The following is a 17,586-nucleotide window of genomic DNA, read 5'->3' on the forward strand; positions in this document are numbered from 1 at the left end:
TGCTTAAGAAACCCTAAAATTCCCCACAGAAATCAAGCTCTAAATAGCTAGATGCCCACCTCAAAATTCAGTGAATACAAGGAGTCAGGTGGGAAATCAACTGCTCGTAAAAGCCCGATTGGTGAAGACTAATAATCGGAATAAAAGTGCACCTCCAATTGTTAGACCGTGTCTAACAATTGGAGGTGCACTTCATAATAATAGGTTTTTCTATAAAAAAACGAACAATACTTTACGGTATCCCTGCCAACATCCATAAAACCACAATAACAACTATATAAATTATTTGTATTCCTATCGCCGAACATAAAGAAATAATTGCATATTTACTTAATTCCTTTTTCATACCCAATATAGTAAAAATCACAGCTAAACCAAATGCTGTATAAGTGATGCTCTGTCTTATTGTACCTAAATAATGAATACCTAGTGATTGCGTAAGACCTGTTACATCAGCTACAAACTGAATCAATATAAAAACACTCAAAAAAATCGCTAGTTGATTCATTAATTTCCCATTTAGTTGGGCTACCATATATCTACACCTCCCTTTCTACAAAACAGAATATTCTATTAATCATATCGTCAGATTACAAAAAAAGGAATCTCCTCTTTGTAATTAAATGACGATGCAAAAACAAAAAAAGAACGCTTAGTTACCTAAGCGTTCTCTCACTTTAAGAAGCTTTCTTCAAATCAATTTGAGCAAGTACTGGGTCGTGGTCGCTTACACGTCCATGCTCTTTCATAATGTTTGAGTTTAAGTGTACTGGGTCTACAACTGTGTGCGGTGCGATGTTGTTCGTTACTAAAATATGATCTAACACTTGTGCATTCCCTTCATGAATGTACGTGTAACGATTCTCTTTCGGCACAGTGTTTAGCATATCTTTTAAGATTGTTCCCTCTAATGCTTTTAGTGGTTTCGAGAACTCAAAATCGTTCATATCACCTAATACAACAACAGGTGCATTTGCATTCTTTTTCTGAATACCTTGTACGAAATAATTTACTTCTTGCGCTAATTGAATTCGTTTTTCTTCACTCTTTAATACGAGCGGCTGCACTTTTCCAAATGGCGTTGCATCTCCTAGTTTTGAGTTTAAGTGATTTGCAACGACAACAACGTTTTGTCCTTGGAATGTAAATTCTGCTGCTAACGGTTTTCGTGTACTATCAAATAATGCATTTTCGTCTCCAATACGAACTACATTTTTATCAAGTAACTTCGGTACTGTTGCTAATTTCACACGTGATGGGTTATAGAAGAAACCGACGCGAATGTTAGCTCCAGGCGCTCCCCCGTCTTGATTGTTGCTTGGCGCAATTTCTACATACTCATACTTCGGTCCGCGAATTTCTAGAACTGCATCAATGATACGTTTTGCGCTTAATGAAGCATCTGTTGTCCCATCATTAATTGATCCATTATTATCTTGCATTTCCTCTACACCGATAATATCTGGCATTTTTAAATTGTATTTAATAGAATACGCTAACTCTTTTACTTTTTCGTCCGTCGTTTCTTTTTTATTTGCTGAGAAGTTTTCAATGTTATATGTAGCAACTGTTAATTTATCAAGACGTGGCTGAATATTTGCCCCTACTCGCTTAAACCCACCGTCCACTACAGATGGTAATTCCGTCACTGGCGAAATACGGAACGAACCGTAATCATATCCTACTACCCCTGTTATATCTCCTGTGAAAGTATCTCCTACTTTTGCTACATAATCACGAGGTACTTTTACAGAAAGACGCTCTGGGTTTAATTGATTTTCATCTAAAAGAGGTGTACCATATTTCGTTACTACTTTATCCCCGCTATTTTTTACTGTTACATATAAATTTCCGTTTTTCTGAGGTGCAATAATTTTTGGTGTTGGCATCGTAACGCGCATACCTTCTATACTTTCATAAAAGTCGATTGCATCTTCATTTGGATCAAATAAACCGAATGCATCATTATCGATAATTTGATCAGGAATTTTCACACCGTTTTCTCCGAGTACAATGGGTGCTGGTAAAGGTTGATCTTTTGCGATTACAGCAACGCGACTCGCCTTAATTTCCGTCGTTGTTAAGTCTGTTTCAAACCTTTCTGCATATCCAGGCCCAACATATTCTTCTACTTCTCCATCAACTTGAATAAGGTCTCCAACTGCTACATTTGCATCTTTTTTGTATACGTACATACCTTCTGAAGTAGCTGGATCATTATCCGGCTGATTGTCTTCTATATAAAAACCATTTTTATCAAGCGCTGTTACAACGCCTTCCACATTGTATACGTTCTTCCCTTTGTAAGGAGAAATATGTGATTTCCCTTGAATATCATGAATACGAACTGGTTCATTATTTACAATAATAAATGAAAATGTAGAAATCGCCGAAGAAGTAAGTCCTTCTTTCTCTGCGATTGCTTTCACTACACTATTTTCATTCACTACAATTTGTCCGTTATAGCGAACACTTTTATTTGTAGGATTAGAACCATCTAACGTATAGTAAATTGTTGCTCCTTCTGTATTCGTTGTTAATGTTACCGCTGTTCCTTTCGCAACTTCCCCGCCCCCAGGTGAAGCCACTACATCGCTAACACGGTTTTGTTCTTCCCCTTGAAACTTATGAGCTGTTACTGATTTTAAACCCGGACTACTAAAATATAATTCAAGCGTCCCTGTTAAGCTAACTTTCTTCCCAATATTTTCAGGATGATCTTTCACATTCACTGCCGATCTCACATCGCCTTTTGGCAACTGAACAGGCATGATTTTATCTGGATTTGTTTCGTTTGGTGAATCGGCAATTGCCACATTTGTGTCGTCAAACTTAGCCGGATCCTTCGTGTACTTAGAAGGACTTTGCGTATATCCGACAATATATCCTTCCACTATCCCCTTCGTTTTCCCTTGCTGCTTGAATACTTGAATTGCTTTTTCTACCGACATAGAAGTAGTTTCTTCTGCTTGTGCTAAAGTTCCAGTAAATGATAGTAATAGTAATAATGATAAAAAGACACTTAACAATTTCTTCACAGCTATTTTCCTCTCCCTATTTCATATTTTCTCAGCATATCTATCATAACAAATGATTCGTTATATAGAACTATATTTCGACAAGTTTTACAAAAAATTAATCTCAGCTATACGTTTAAAACAAAAATTACTTATGCTAAAAACAGATGGAATATGTAAGGTACAAACTTCTATTTTCCAATAAAAAACTACCACTTCATTAGGAAGTGGTAGTTTTTTATACATTCAAAGCATCTCGTTCACATTCTACTATTTTTTCAATATGTGATAACACACGTTGCGCTACCAACTCACCTTGCCCAATACAATCTGGCAGACCAGAACCAGCGTAAGAACTTCCAGCTAAGTACACACCTGGCAATTCTTTCTCCATAAATGTTGTAAGCTTTTTCATTCGCTCGTTATGACCTACTGTATATTGAGGCATCGCTTCTTTCCAGCGGCTTACGATTGCAAACTCCGGGTCCTCTATAATATCCATCGTCTTTCGTAAGTCTTCTAGTACGAGCTGAACGAGTTCCTCTTCGGTTTGTTCTACAATCGCTTCATCACCAGGGCGTCCAACGTAACAGCGAAGAAGTACCTTACCTTCTGGCGTTGTATGCGGCCATTTTTTATGTGTCCACGTACATGCTGTAATGGAGAAGTCACTATTTCGTGATACGACAAATCCCGTTCCATCAATATCGCGCTGAATGGCTGATTTCGGAAAAGCAAGTGCTACATTCGCAACTGATGTGGACGGAATGTTGCGGAAGAAACGAAATTGTTTATACTGCGCAAACATAGAAGGCAATACTTTATGTGAGCTTGCCACTACGATGGCGTCCGCTTCTATTTCTTTTCCGTTACTAAGAGTAATCGTGTAACCATCCCCCAGTTTTGCAACTTTTTCAATGCGAGTTCCCTTTATTATCGTACCTTCATGCATCTTCACTTCGAGAGATTCTACTATAGATTCTAAACCTGTTTTCACCGTTTGGAAGATTCCCTTTTTCGGTTCAGCTTTCTCTTCTTTCGGAGCGAGCGTACGCATACCGAGTGAAATACTACGATGTTTCTGCTCAATTTGATACATTTGCGGGAAGGTCGACATTAAGCTCATTTCATCAATATCCCCTGCATAAATACCCGATAGTAATGGTTCTATTAAGTTTTCAACCACTTCGTTTCCGAGGCGATGTCTGAAAAACTGCCCGAGTGATTGGTCAGATACTGGTTTTGATCTAGGCATTAACAGATCAAAACCAGCTCTTAATTTACCAATTGGGGAGAACAACCCGGAAAATAGAAACGGCGTAATTTGCGTTGGAATTCCCATCATTGATCCACTCGGCATTTTATGTAACCGATTGTTTACGAGAATAAATGATTGACCGGCCTTATTATTTACAAGTTCATCGCCAAGACCTAATTCTCTCACCAATCTAGACGCACTTTCTTTTCGTGCTAAAAAAGAATCCGGTCCGCGTTCAATTGTAAATCCATCTTTTCGAACGGTTTGAATTTTCCCGCCAAGTTTACCCGACGCTTCTACAAGTAATGTATCTATCGGCAAGTCCTTCTCACGAATCTCTTTTTGTAAGTGATACATAGCTGTTAATCCTGTGATACCACCGCCGATGATCACAACTTTTTTCCTCAAGCAGGCTCCCCCTTTCTTCTTACAATACAGATTCTTTTTTCTTTAATACAACATCCGTTAAGCAATCAATGAATGCATCCGATGCGTTTGGCATTTCTGGACGATAATATTTCGCGCCAATTTCATCAGTCACCACTTTACACTCAAAGTCATTATCATATAAAACTTCTAAATGTTCCGCAACAAATCCAACTGGTGCATAAACAAATGAAGTATAACCGTACTTTTCATTTAATTCTCTCGTTAAATCTTGTACATCCGGACCGATCCAAGGATCTGGCGTGTTTCCTGCACTTTGCCATCCTACTGCATAGTTTGCTACTTCAGCGCCCCTTGCAATATAATCAGCTGTTTCATTTAATTGATCTGGATATGGATCGCCGAGTGCGATAATTTTCTCTGGTAAGCTGTGAGCAGATACGATTAATACTGCTTTTTCACGTTCTGCTTCTGACATACCGTTATATATACCTTTCACTGCATCGACCCAATACTGGATAAACTTCGGTTCTTTATACCAGCTATCAATGCCATGAATTGTTAAGTTTCCAAGTTTCTCAGCTTCTTCCTGCGCTCGTCCAACATATGATTTCACACTAAATGTAGAATAGTGAGGCGCAAGAACAAGTGCGATTGCATCCTCTATTTCATCGTTATGCATAGCTTGTACCGCATCTTCAATAAACGGTTCAATATGTTTTAAACCAAGATACATGTGGTACTCTACTTCATCTTGTATTTCATTTAAACGCATTTCTAACTTTTTAGCTTGCTCTAATGTAATAGTAGCTAAAGGAGAAATACCACCAATTGCACGGTAACGCTCTGTTAAATCTTCTAGCATTTCAGGACTTGGCTTTCTTCCTCTGCGAATATGTGTATAGTAACGTTCAATATCTTCTTCTTTATATGGCGTTCCGTATGCCATTACAAGCAAACCAATTTTCTTTTTCATACAGCCAATCTCCTTTACTTCGCTAACTGTTCTTTAGAGTACTCATGAATAAATGTAGTTAAACGTTTTAATGTATCTGGATTTACTTCTGGGAATACACCGTGACCTAAGTTAAAGATATAACCCGGCTGCTTCATCCCTTGATCTAAAATACCTTTTACATGTTCTTCAATAACAGACCATGGTGCAAGTAAGAACGAAGGATCCATATTACCTTGTACCGCCTTATAAACGCCGCGTGCACGCGCTTCTTCAATCGGTAAACGCCAGTCTAAACCGACTACATCAAGAGGCAGATCATGCCATTCGTTCACTAAATGTGCAGCTCCTACGCCGTGCATAATCATCGGTACACCCATCGTACGAACTTCTGCAAAAATACGTTCCATTGCTGGTTTAATAAATACGCGATAATCTACTACATTTACTGTTCCAACCCATGAATCGAAAATTTGAACTGCTTTTGCTCCTGCGTTAATTTGCGCTTTTAAATATGTAATAACCATATCAGCAAGCTTATCCATTAAAGCGAACCAAGCTTTCGGCTCTGCATACATAAACGCTTTCGTATTATGGTAGTTACGAGAGGGACCGCCTTCAATCATATAGCTCGCTAGCGTAAATGGAGCTCCTGAAAAACCGATTAACGGTACGTCTAACATTTCTGTCGTTAATAAACGAATCGTATCTAATATGTACGGTACGTCATCTTCTGGATTGATTTCCCCTAGTTTTTCTACGTCTTGTAAAGAACGGATTGGATTATCAATTACTGGTCCAATACCAGATTTAATTTCTACATCCACACCAATTGCAGGTAGTGGTGACATAATATCTTTATAAAGAATTGCTGCGTCTACGTTATATTGATCAACTGGTAACTTTGTAACGTAAGCACATAACTCTGGATTGTGTGTAATTTCAAATAAAGAATATTTTTCTTTTATCTTTCTATATTCCGGCTGCGAACGACCTGCTTGACGCATATACCATGCTGGTACATACTCTGTACGTTCCCCCCTACATGCTTTTAAAAATGTCTCATTTATAGTTCTTACCAAGACCCTTGCTCCCTTCCCTACCAATGCTTTTGCTTTAAATACGTTCTATTCCGATATTTATCTTTTTTTACTATACAGCTTGTAAAAACAAATTGCATAACATTATGTACGTTGTTCATGAAATTGACACAAACATTCGTAAAACCGCTTACTATTTTCACAACATTCTTATTATAACACAGAGAAAATCTATGGTTTAGCTACTTTTGACTTTTCTCCTTCACGGTTCGTTTGTGTGTTAAATGGCACAACGTAAAAACTCGGTTTTGAGAATATGTTAATAAACTTTTCCTCATATTCTCCGACACCTGTTACAGTACTCACATGCGTATGAATTCCGTTTTCCACTCTATAAATTCGATACATAATTCTTTCATCTGGAAGTGGTGTCCAGCTTAATTTTGCTTTAAATAAACCGAAAGGACTAAATGATAGTTTCATTTTTACATCTTCAATCTTGCGCAACCGAATTGGGGCACCAATCGTTTCTACACCTTCTGGCTGCATAAACTTTTCTTTCTGTTCTACATTTGCCTTCGTTAAAATTTTCTTAAATAACTTCGTTGCAGCTGCACTTTCGCCTTGCAATTTGTGCTCTTTATCCGTGTGATCATAGCCGACCCAAACTGCTCCCACTAAATTCGGCGTATATCCAACAAACCACATATCCCTTGCTCCATTATCATCATTAGGAATTGAAGTGGTACCCGTTTTTCCAGCCAACGCACCGTTATAGACACCTACTTTGGCTGTCCCTTCCTTTACAACTCCTTCTAACATTTTCGTCATATACCATGCTGTTTGTTTCGAGAAGATTTTCGTCTCTACTTTTGGCGATTCTCCAATGACTGCGCCGTGTCTATTTAACACTTTATCAATAACATGTGGCTCAATAATATTGCCGTTTGCTAAAAATGCACGATACATTTTTACAAGATCAAATGGTGAAACACCGTTTTTCAGCCCACCAAGCGCTGTACTTAACCCAGTATCTGCAATATGAACATTTCCTTTCTCTAAATATTGCTTTCCTTCTTCGACCCCTAACTCATTTAATAAAGAAACTGCCGGTACGTTTGCTGAATCTAAAATCGCATCATACATCGTCATTTCTTTCGTATATTGACGATTGTAATTTCGAGGTTCATAACCTTCAAAAGAAGCTTTGTCATTTGTTAATAACGAATACGGATTATACTTTTTCGTTTCTAATGCTGGTGCATAAACGATAAGTGGTTTCAGAACAGAGCCCGGTTGCCTTTTTGCAAAAATACGATTAAATCCTCTCGGGACATACTTTCTTCCGCCAATCGCAGCTTTAATCCCGCCCGTACGATTATCCATTAATAAAAATGCACCTTGCGCCCCATTTTCTTTACCAGGGAAATTGCGCGCATCTTGAAACTGGTTATACGCCACCTTTTGAATCTTTTCATCCATCGATACGACAAACGTATATCCTCCGCGAAGTACTTCTTGATGAGACAATCCGTATAAACGAGCCGCTTCATCTATGACCATATCAATATACGGCATATATGCGAGTTCATTCTCATCTAAGTTTTTATATAGAGCAATTGTCTTTCCTTGATAGCGAACGCTTTCTTCAGCAGTCAAATAACCTTGTCTATGCATAAGTGACAATACGAGATCACGGCGTTCTTTACTCTTCTCTGGAGAAAAATACGGTGAATATCCGTTTGGCGACTTCGGAAGACCTGCAAGCATTGCCCCTTCTTCTACTGTTAAATCTTCTACATTTTTATTAAAATACAACTTTGCTGCAGCTTGAATACCGTAAGCTCCATGTCCAAAATAAATATGATTCATATACATTTCAAGAATTTGTTGCTTCGTATATTTTTGCTCTAATTGAAGGGAGATTGCGACTTCCTTCAACTTACGCGTAAATGTTTTTTCACGAGTTAAAAAGACGTTTTTAGCAAGTTGCTGCGTAATCGTACTACCGCCTTCGACCTTCTCTCCAGCTAACGTGTCTTTATAAAGAGCACGGAATATTGACGGATAATCAATTCCTTGATGCTCATAAAAACGAGAATCTTCCACCGCAATAAACGACTGCTGCACGTATTTTGGAATTTGCTCGATTGGTACGAGGTCTCTATTTTCTACGTATAATTTCGTAATTTCTTTCCCTTTCTGGTCAACGATACGTGATGAAGAGTGGAAAACGAGCTGCTTTTCATCCATCATATAGCCACCAGCTAACACAATAAGTTTATAGATTACAATCGCTAATACAAGCGTCGCTAACCCACCTAATAAAGTCCACTTTACTTTCTTCATACATCGGCCTTCTTTCCAAATGATGGTACATTTATTATTTGAAAAAGAAGTATCTTTATGTATATAATCTTCGAAGTTTTTTAAGAGAGTTGATATAATAGAAACAAATAAGTAAGGGGGCATTAAAATGAAGGCTATTATTTCATACGAAACACCTCTAGAACAAGCACATTTCACTGCAAAAAATAATGAAAAAGATATGTTTTATAAAGAAAATACAGAAGAATCTGTAGAAGGATCTCTTCAATATGACGTACTAGATGCTGTTGGCGAATTTAAAGGACAACCTGGCTATATCGTTTGTAACAACATTTCTGTCACAGACGAAGGTCGCCCTGTATTTGAAAACCGTTTTAAAAACCGTGCAGGCCTTATTGAAAACGAACCAGGATTTCAAGCGATCCGCGTTCTACGCCCATTAAGTAACGATACATATGTCATCTTAACGATGTGGGAAACAGAGCAAAACTTTAAAGACTGGACAGAATCACGTTCATTCGAAAACGCTCATAAAAAACGTCCTGCACAAGCAGAGGGACAATCACAGGCTCAGGCGCATCCACATGCAGAACAGCAAAAGAGTATTTTCTCTCGTCCTTCTTTTGTGACTACTTTTGATGTGTTAGTTTAATTAAAAAGTAATACAACACTAGCAGTACGTGAAATTATACCAACGATTTTTCGAATATATCTATCACATCTTGAAATATATCAACGATTCGACTAAAGATATCCATTTAATAACAAAAAGGAAACACCACTACACACCGGTGTTTCCTTTTTCTTTGTACCAATTATATATACGAAGTGTGTCCTCTTTTCGCATGTGCTTCACTTTATAACGATGCCCTGCTACCGATACGGCAGCTGTACATAACTCGTCTTTCTTTTGAAAATATGATTGATTGTACCCCACCGCTTGAATATGCCTGCTACGCATGATTCCTGTATATTTCGCAAGACCTCTGTACACCATCGTTAATTGATTTTCTCTCATCATATAACCGCCGCTAGTATAACGAGCGTATGCGAGTATTGTAAATCCGATACATAGCGGGATAAGAGTGAATAACGCGATATATTGTTTGAAATATATACTCGCACTAACGATCGGCACAGCGAGCACAGCAGTTGTAATCCAGCCCATGATGATGTAACGGCGCAATGCCGCTTTCGGTAAATAAACGATTTCCTCTTCCATTTCATACGGCAACTGTAAATATGCGAGTAACTGCTGCACATCTTTTTTCTTCATAAAAGGATGTAGCATCACTTCATTCCCAGCGGATTCTATACTTTGAATGACTTCTACTTCCACAGAACAATAACCGAAAGGCTGACGGAGAATGCCTTCTTTCACAGTAATTGCTTGAATACGGTGCAATTTTAACACAAACTCTTTCTTATCAAATAACCCTTGTACGATGCGAATTTCATTTCCGTTTCGCTCAATTTTAAAGTTTGCATATTTTAACGCATAGCCTGCTGTTGAAATAACCCAAGAAATTGCCATTAAAATTGCTGCCATAACGATTAATTCATATACACCGTTATCCATCACATACGCTTCCACTTTATTAATGAGCCATTCTGGTAGAAATTGATTAAACTCTGTGTAAAGGATTACTAACATAGAAAACACTAATCCAAATCTACCAGATGTAATAGATGCGAATAAAATTTCTTTCGCTTTTAACTGATAAACTGTCTTACTACCTTCTTCCGCAGGCACCTCTTCAGCCACAACGCTTCTTTCTTTATGCAATAAAGCAATTAGTGCCTTCGCTTCATCTTCTTTAATACCAGCTAACATCACTTCTGGCTCACTACCGCCGCCTGCAACTTCTATATTTAATTTTGTAAGTCCAAGTATTTGATAAATGATGTTAGAAGATGTACTAACATTTTGCACACGTTCTTTATTTAAGTAGCTTTCTTTCTTTACAAACACACCATGCTTTATATGTAAAATATTATTCTCAATCCAGTACACTTTGAAATACCATTTCACAGCGGAGAAAATAGCCATCACGAATAAAAGAAACAACAAAACAAAATAAAATAAATACCAAGGCTCATTTTCATCAGAGCGAAATATTACAAGAAGGATAAAAGGAAATAAACCCGAAATTCGAATACTCAATAATATCGTGATCGGATGCTGCCTCTTATACATCCTTATCACTCACTTTCGCAAGTTCTCCAATTTGTCTTTTCAGCTGTTCTGCTTCTTCTTTCGTTAAACCTGGAATACTATGAGAAGTTGCTGCTGTTGAAATGTGTAATTCTGCTAAATTATACTTTCTCATAATCGGCCCTTGCTCAATCGTTACGTGCTGCACACGGATCATCGGAATAAGTACACGTTTTACAACGAACATTCCCTTTTGAATCTCAATCTCTTCTTCATTTAATCTGTAACTATAATAGCGTTGACGTAAATTTGGAAATACAAAATAATCAAGCGGGATAAATGTAATAGCGCCTGTTACTAACAATCCGAACAGCCAACCCCACCAGTTAAAGTTAATCATAAAAAAGAAATACGCAATTACGACTGCTAGTATAACTGCCGCCCCAATTAAAGCGTGAATTCGCCACACTTTCAGCATATTAGAATGAATCTCCCTTTCTAACGGCTGCATCTCATCACTCCAATTATATGAATGTATTACTTATATATTAGTTGGTATATACATTTTTGTAAAATTATAGTTTTTTACATCGTATCAAGCATTTCTTTAAAATTCCCTTCATTAATCGAATACACTTGAAACTGGATGTAATCTATCTCATTCGTATCTGGTTTAGCAAATGGCAAAATGTTAAATCTCGCCGCCGATCTTCCTAGCATATCTACAATCATAAGAGAAACGCCAATATATTTGAAGTCTATACGGAATACTACTGCTTCTTTTGTAAACTCATAATCTTTAATCGCATCATAAGACTTATTCGCACTTATGAGCGTCACTTTTAATAATTGATTTAAATTTTCTGGTTTAAAATTAATCATATATACAGCTCCTTTTTTTAACAAAAAACTACGAAAATAGTGTAATCTTTTCCTTTCACGGCTTCACACATCAATTATATAAAAAATAAAGCTAGTTTTTTATAAATTTTTTGATATAATTACATACGGGAAAAGGGAAGAATTTTGTCTTCCCTTGTGTTTTTTATTTGCATCTAGTACTTTTGCTAGATGCCTTTTTTTATACTAAAAAAGCATCCTCAAAGTATGTGAGGATACCTTTTCAACAATTGTACTTACATAATCCAGCTTCATTTTCTAGTTTATATTATTTCTGAGTATACTCTAAAGTTCGTTTTCATTCATTCTCTATAAGCAATTGCATTTGGCAACTGTAAGAATCCGTACTAAAAAACTCATCTAATAATTCCACTTCAATGCAATTTTTAATTGTTACATTATTTTTCTCTATTTTTAATGTAACTAAATCGGTTAACAAGATTCCGAATTTGAAGTATGCCCACATAAATAAGCAATTAGTAGAATGGCAAGAATTAGTGCCGACATTTACGAACTTTAATCAAGAAACAGGGCTATTTTATAGTTTATGGTTGGAAGAATTAACAGATTATAGATCAGTTGATCGTGAGTACAAAAGGCTTATAAAAAACTATGCAAACACAACAGATATCGCACCAATGGGAGTTGTTCCGCCCAACGTGGTGAATCTTTCATCCATTCCTTGGATGCATTTTGAACATTTTTCATCTCATCAAGGAGCTATCAAAAATAATGTAACACCAATGATTACTAGTGGAAAGTACGAAAAAGTTGGTTCACAGTTGCTAATGCCAGTGAATATTAAAGTTCATCATGCAACAGTAGATGGCTATCATGTATCGTTGTTTTTTGAAATACTACAACGTGAAATGAACCGTTAATTTTTAGAGAATACATGAGTATGCTTTTATTGCTAAAGTTAATCGAAGTATAGTCATAAAAAATCATTTAAAATAAGAGATGAAATTTCAACACGGCGCTTGCTCGCTGCGTACTAACTATGTATAGAACATACCATTTTTTCTAGCTAACTAATTCAATGAAAGAAGGATATAATATGAAAATTGATAGACCAAAAATTTCGCCAGAGTTATCTTTAAAGAATTTTCACGATATTTTTTATGAAGAAGATTCAACATTAGAAATGTGTGAAATCATCGATTCCACTTTTGAAAATGAATCTGTAGATAGAGTGCGTTTATATAATGCAGTGATAAAAAATTGTAAGTTTACCAATACAGACTTTAGCAGTATTGATATTACAGATGTTTGTTTTGAGAACTGCGATTTATCAAATGTTAATTTAAGCAACTCTTCTGTTCACAGAGTCGAATTTAAAAACAGTAAATTAATTGGCGTTAATTTTACAGAATCTAGCTTAGGAAATGTTACATTTGAAAATTCAATTTTGAATTTAGCTTCACTTGGAAATTCTAAACTAGAAAAGATCATATTTAATGCAACTTCATTAAATAATGCAGATTTTTTTGACTGTAAACTAAAAAAAGTTGAATTCAATTCATGTAGCCTTGACGAAGCAAATTTTGATCAAACATCACTGAAGGGAATAGATATTAGTTCTTCTAATTTTGATACACTTACCGTTTCAGTGAACAATCTAAGAGGATGTAAAGTATCATCATATCAAGCTATTCAGTTTGCAACATTACTCGGATTAATAATTAAAGATTAGTCATAAAGAACGATTTAAAATGTAAAAAGGTATCCTCGTACTTGAAGGATACCTTTTTATTATCTCTATTTTTGACAGATTACTGTTTTGTATCATATTCTTTTCATCAATCTAGTGCACTTCAACAATTGTACCATCTTCGAATACTTTGAATACACCAGTAAATCCTGATCCAGCTGCACCTTCTATTTTATATGTCGTACGCACTCTTATTTGATAATATTTCTTTCCATTTTCTACTTGCGTATTCTCTAACGTGTAATCATATTCTTCTTTATATTCATTTTTAATATATTCTTTAGCTTTCTCAAAAGTAAATGCATCTTGATTCTTTCCTGTCTCTACCTCTTGATTCTTCTCTGGATCTGTTTTTTGGTTCTTTTCTGTTGCTACCTTTTGATTCTTTTCTGCCTCTACTTTTTGGTTCTTTTCTGTTGCTACCTTTTGATTCTTTTCAGGCTCCACTTTTTGACTCGTTCCTGCATCTGTTTTTTGTGCCTTCGGTGCTGCTGTTTCACTCTTTGCAGTTTTTTCCTCTTCACCAATTTTAGTAACTAATCCTACAGCTTTTTTATTATATTCTTCAAAGTTCTTGTTACCTTTCGTTTCGGAAACTAGCTTATCTAATATCTCTTTCGCTTCTGCATAATTTTTCTTACTTATGAACTCTTCACTTTTCGTCAGTTGCTCGCTATATTTCTTTTTTTGTTCTAAGATGGCTAGTAATGCTGTTCGTTCTTCCTTCGCTTGTTTTAACAGCGTATTACTTCCATTCTTCACGCTCTCTACTTTTTCAAATGACTTGATTGACTCTTCTACCTTTGTTTCCTCTTTTAACTTCACTGCTTCAATCATTGCTTTCGTTTGTTCTACAAGTACTTTTACATCTGAATCATCTTTTTTCTCATCTAGCGCTCGTTCAAATGACGATAAGGCTGTTTTATATTCTTTATTCGTTAGTGCAGTCTTTCCCTCATCCATTGCTTTTTCAAAGTTCCCATTACTACATCCAGCCAACATTAAAAATGTAAGTCCAATTACCGTTAATAACTTTCTCATTTTCTCTCCCCCTATATACTCCTAAAACAATAACATCATATGTATAAAAGTCTGTGTAGTACTTAGACTAACAGTAAAATATGTACTACATTGTGTGCGGGAAAGGAAGTACATTTCATTTACTATCATTACTTAAAACTCCTAAATAGTTGGTAGTCTTCTTCTTTTAAGACCGAAAGGAATTTTAATAATGCGGATAAAGCTCCCACTCAAAATCTTTACTACACACTCTCATACACATAGAAAAACCATTTTTAGTTTATAGTTTGTTATTTCTTCAACTTTAAATATTCTCAGTTGATTGGAAATACGAACTACAACTCGTAATCTATCGAAAACATAAGAAAACAAAACGTAACAAAAGTTACGTTTTGTAACTTATTTGTAACACAAATGTAACATAACGTTTTTAAACATACAATAGTTTTTTTTACATTATTTTCCCTACCTACCGTTGGACTATCCCCCTTCAAACATGTAAGGAAAGAAACTTCTTTCCTTACGCGTTAAAATTAATTACATAGATAGCCCTTTTTTCAACAAAACACTATGAAAACGTGAGGACATTTATCTTCCCTTGTATTTTTATTTGCATCTAGTACTTTTGCTAGATGCTTTTTTTATGCCAAATAAAATAAAAAAGGTATCCTCAAATACTTGAAGGATACCTTTTCACTTTTATTATCTCTGCTGTTTTCTACCTAATACGAGTAATCCAAAACTCATCATTACAAGAAATGCTCCCATATATGGTTCCACAGGCATTTTCTGTCCTGTCTTCGGTAATTCTTTTTCAGGTTTTTCTGGATTTGGTGTTCCAGGCTTCTCTGGATCTGTTGTTTCCGGTTTTTCTGGACCTGGTGGTTCTTCTTCTATTGTTCTACCCCGCTATTTGCCGGCCAGTAAAACTCCCACCTCAAAATTCAGCTAGAACAAAGGGGTTAGGCGGGAGGTCAACTGTCCATAAATGCCCGATTGGTGAGGGCTAATAATCAGTGGGGAATGAACAAAATCCCCACTGATTAAAGTTTCACCTTATACCCACAACACGGACAAGTGTATTTCATGTTCCCACTCCATTACTAACTTGTTTTTTCTCCCATATATCCCGACCCACAAAGAATGTAACAGCACAAATCATAGTTATCCCCATGAAAAAAATATTGGAATCTTCATATGTATTTGGAATCCCTACCGTTATGAAAACAATACTAAAAGCTAAGAGTAAATATAATAATACAGATATAATATAGCTCAATTTAAATCGTAAAATGATACCTCTAAACAATATCTCACCAAGAAGACATCCACCTAAAATAATAGGTACTCCGAAATACAATGTAAGGACTCCCATTTGCGAAATAGATTGAATTATCTTTCCAAGTATGTTCGGCGAAATCATCTCATTATTTTTTCCCATCCTATCATATAAATCAAGTGCCGTTGCTGAAATAAAGAAACTTAATATAGAAAATGAATACGGAATTAAAAATTTGCTCACTCTCATTCACCTCACTTTTTTCCTTTCATATATATTATTCACTATTTTCTATCATTTTCACATAAAAAAATAACCCTCTATGATAAATCATAGAGGGAAGAATTTCTATATAAAAACCTATACCTTATCCTGAAGTGAATCCCAAAACAGAACACATATCAAAACATCTAAACCATCTGCTCCCTATATTCAGTTTAGATGTTTTATCCCGCTATTTGCGGGCAGTAAGACCCCCACCTCAAAATTTAGCGAAAGCAAAGAAGTTAGGTGAGGAATCAACTGCCCGTAAACGCCCGATTAGTTCAACTAATAATCAGTGGGGATGAAGAACCCCCCACTGATTAAAGTTTCACTTTATTAGAAAGTAGTACCTTCTTTTTTGTAATATTCTTTTGAAATCTCTTCATAAAACGCTGCCGATGTCGAATAGAAGTAAGGTGCTAACCATAAGAAACCGATTCCAATAGTAAGAATACTTAAAATGAACCAGCCAAGGAAACTTAAGCATAGTAAAAAGTAATCCATTTTATGTCCGTTCATCATACGGCGACTTTCAGTAATTGCTTGATTCGCTGTATATTCTGGATGATCATTCAAAATAAAATACGTCATAGAATAAGAAAATGATTTAATAATACCCGGAATAATAAGAAGTAATGTCCATAGAATTACGTATACATACATTAGTAAATATGTTAAAAATGCTTTCATAAACTTACTTCCATCGCTAAACCATCTAAATACATGACCAATACTAGCATTAGTTCCACGAATTACATTTAAAACTAGGTAATAAGCACCCGTTGTTAACGGACCGATAATAAGCATTGCAATAATAGTTACTGTAAGCGAATCACTTGCTTCTTCCCAACCCCAAAACATTGAGAAAATACCTGTGGTTAGAAATTCCACAGCTCCAATAAGAATTCCAATTAATAAGGTTGCTCCTACTGCTAATCCCCATTTTCCTTTTAATGCATCAAGTGCTTCTCTTTTCAACTGACTTATCATACATAGCCTCCTAATATTATTTCTACATTAGTATACCATTTATATCAAATATTTCACGAATTTCCCTGAAATAGAAGTATACTTCCTTTTTCCTGATACATATTCATTTATGTGCGCTGTAGTCCTCATATATGGATTGGACTAAAGAAAACTTAGTTCAATTGCAAACTACTCATTTCTCTATAAAAAAAGCCTGCCTATCATATGGTCTGACCCCATTTGGTGAGACAAAGAAAAAACACCTAGATAACATGTTTCCTATAAGCTATAGGTGACATATTA

At 35.9% G+C, this 17,586-nt stretch carries 15 protein-coding genes and 2 pseudogenes; 3 read left to right on the top strand and 14 right to left on the bottom strand.

Translation table 11 applies throughout. The features are described from left to right. Positions 1-232: 232 nt before the first annotated feature. The 6 genes from G9F74_RS05415 to G9F74_RS05440 form a co-directional block, all read right to left on the bottom strand. Positions 233-535: a hypothetical protein gene (locus G9F74_RS05415; RefSeq protein ID WP_000226525.1), complete on the bottom strand. Its 303-nt coding sequence runs from the start codon at positions 533-535 to the stop codon at positions 233-235. 142 nt (positions 536-677) lie between these two features. Continuing rightward, positions 678-3,044, bottom strand: coding sequence for a DUF6359 domain-containing protein (locus G9F74_RS05420; RefSeq protein WP_033657321.1), 2,367 nt, complete (start codon positions 3,042-3,044; stop codon positions 678-680). 211 nt (positions 3,045-3,255) lie between these two features. Beyond that, a complete protein-coding gene (hemY, locus tag G9F74_RS05425) occupies positions 3,256-4,683 on the bottom strand; it encodes a protoporphyrinogen oxidase (protein ID WP_001228062.1) in 1,428 nt (475 codons plus the stop codon). Positions 4,684-4,702: 19 nt separating this feature from the next. Beyond that, positions 4,703-5,638: a ferrochelatase gene (gene hemH, locus G9F74_RS05430; protein WP_000726795.1), complete on the bottom strand. Its 936-nt coding sequence runs from the start codon at positions 5,636-5,638 to the stop codon at positions 4,703-4,705. 14 nt (positions 5,639-5,652) lie between these two features. Further along, the gene (gene hemE, locus G9F74_RS05435; protein WP_000252625.1) at positions 5,653-6,699 is read right to left on the bottom strand and encodes a uroporphyrinogen decarboxylase; all 1,047 of its coding nucleotides are present in this window, start codon (positions 6,697-6,699) and stop codon (positions 5,653-5,655) included. A gap of 189 nt (positions 6,700-6,888) precedes the next feature. Further along, entirely contained in the window at positions 6,889-9,006 is a 2,118-nt protein-coding gene (locus G9F74_RS05440) for a transglycosylase domain-containing protein (RefSeq protein ID WP_000756254.1), read from the bottom strand. A gap of 127 nt (positions 9,007-9,133) precedes the next feature. On the opposite strand from G9F74_RS05440, the gene hmoB reads away from it, so the two are divergent. Beyond that, positions 9,134-9,637: a heme-degrading monooxygenase HmoB gene (gene hmoB / locus G9F74_RS05445; protein ID WP_000644080.1), complete on the top strand. Its 504-nt coding sequence runs from the start codon at positions 9,134-9,136 to the stop codon at positions 9,635-9,637. A 129-nt stretch (positions 9,638-9,766) separates the two neighbouring features. On the opposite strand, the gene G9F74_RS05450 is transcribed toward hmoB, so the two are convergent. From G9F74_RS05450 to G9F74_RS05465, 4 genes and pseudogenes are all read right to left on the bottom strand, one after another. Continuing rightward, complete coding sequence (locus G9F74_RS05450) at positions 9,767-11,182, bottom strand: PH domain-containing protein (protein ID WP_016107980.1); 1,416 nt, start codon at positions 11,180-11,182, stop codon at positions 9,767-9,769. After that, positions 11,175-11,651 carry a PH domain-containing protein gene (locus G9F74_RS05455; RefSeq protein WP_001182713.1) on the bottom strand — a complete coding sequence of 159 codons (477 nt, stop codon included), beginning with the start codon at positions 11,649-11,651 and terminating at the stop codon, positions 11,175-11,177. The genes G9F74_RS05450 and G9F74_RS05455 overlap by 8 nt, the downstream gene beginning before the upstream one ends. A gap of 74 nt (positions 11,652-11,725) precedes the next feature. Next, positions 11,726-12,022: a hypothetical protein gene (locus G9F74_RS05460; RefSeq protein ID WP_000606832.1), complete on the bottom strand. Its 297-nt coding sequence runs from the start codon at positions 12,020-12,022 to the stop codon at positions 11,726-11,728. Between the two features lie 316 nt (positions 12,023-12,338). After that, positions 12,339-12,452, bottom strand: a pseudogene (locus G9F74_RS05465) (MerR family transcriptional regulator); the annotation flags it as partial. 37 nt (positions 12,453-12,489) lie between these two features. Here G9F74_RS05465 and G9F74_RS05470 point away from each other — a divergent pair. Both G9F74_RS05470 and G9F74_RS05475 read left to right on the top strand, forming a co-directional pair. Beyond that, complete coding sequence (locus G9F74_RS05470) at positions 12,490-12,921, top strand: CatA-like O-acetyltransferase (RefSeq protein WP_000872488.1); 432 nt, start codon at positions 12,490-12,492, stop codon at positions 12,919-12,921. A gap of 176 nt (positions 12,922-13,097) precedes the next feature. After that, positions 13,098-13,733, top strand: a complete 636-nt coding sequence (locus G9F74_RS05475) for a pentapeptide repeat-containing protein (protein ID WP_000687253.1) — start codon at positions 13,098-13,100, stop codon at positions 13,731-13,733. A gap of 111 nt (positions 13,734-13,844) precedes the next feature. On the opposite strand, the gene G9F74_RS05480 is transcribed toward G9F74_RS05475, so the two are convergent. From G9F74_RS05480 to G9F74_RS05495, 4 genes and pseudogenes are all read right to left on the bottom strand, one after another. After that, positions 13,845-14,792 (bottom strand): hypothetical protein, encoded by a 948-nt coding sequence (locus G9F74_RS05480; RefSeq protein ID WP_001228812.1) that lies wholly within the window; start codon positions 14,790-14,792, stop codon positions 13,845-13,847. 681 nt (positions 14,793-15,473) lie between these two features. Then, positions 15,474-15,653, bottom strand: a pseudogene (locus G9F74_RS05485) (LPXTG cell wall anchor domain-containing protein); the annotation flags it as partial. 202 nt (positions 15,654-15,855) lie between these two features. Next, entirely contained in the window at positions 15,856-16,299 is a 444-nt protein-coding gene (locus G9F74_RS05490) for a hypothetical protein (RefSeq protein ID WP_002038107.1), read from the bottom strand. Between the two features lie 351 nt (positions 16,300-16,650). After that, entirely contained in the window at positions 16,651-17,304 is a 654-nt protein-coding gene (locus G9F74_RS05495; RefSeq protein ID WP_000625392.1) for a DUF975 family protein, read from the bottom strand. Between the last annotated feature and the right edge of the window lie 282 nt (positions 17,305-17,586).

Source organism: Bacillus sp. EKM202B, assembly GCF_011066025.1.
In the GTDB taxonomy this organism is placed as follows: Bacteria; Bacillota; Bacilli; order Bacillales; family Bacillaceae_G; genus Bacillus_A; species Bacillus_A toyonensis.